Here is a 255-nt window from a genome sequence, read left to right as displayed (position 1 = left end):
CGCGACCCCCGGCGTGACAGGCCGGTATTCTAACCAACTGAACTACCGCTCCGCTGCGTGTCTGGTTAGACAATATTCAAAGCCTGGCGATGTCCTACTCTCACATGGGGAAGCCCCACACTACCATTGGCGCTATTGCGTTTCACTTCTGAGTTCGGCATGGAATCAGGTGGGTCCGCAACGCTATGGTCGCCAAGCAAATTCTTAAATTCGGAAAGCTGTCTTCGTTCTTCACATTCAATGTTCTTTAATTGA

Annotated in this window: 1 rRNA gene; it reads right to left on the bottom strand. The window is 50.6% G+C overall.

Annotated elements, in window-relative coordinates:
* Positions 1-81: 81 nt before the first annotated feature.
* Positions 82-197, bottom strand: a 5S ribosomal RNA gene (rrf, locus tag EYW48_RS21825).
* Positions 198-255: the final 58 nt, after the last annotated feature.

It is taken from the genome of Vibrio sp. 1180_3 (genome assembly GCF_029478545.1).
In the GTDB taxonomy this organism is placed as follows: domain Bacteria; phylum Pseudomonadota; class Gammaproteobacteria; order Enterobacterales; family Vibrionaceae; genus Vibrio; species Vibrio aestuarianus.
Note: the sequence above shows the minus strand (reverse complement) of the source record. Positions and strands in the feature narration are given on the sequence as shown.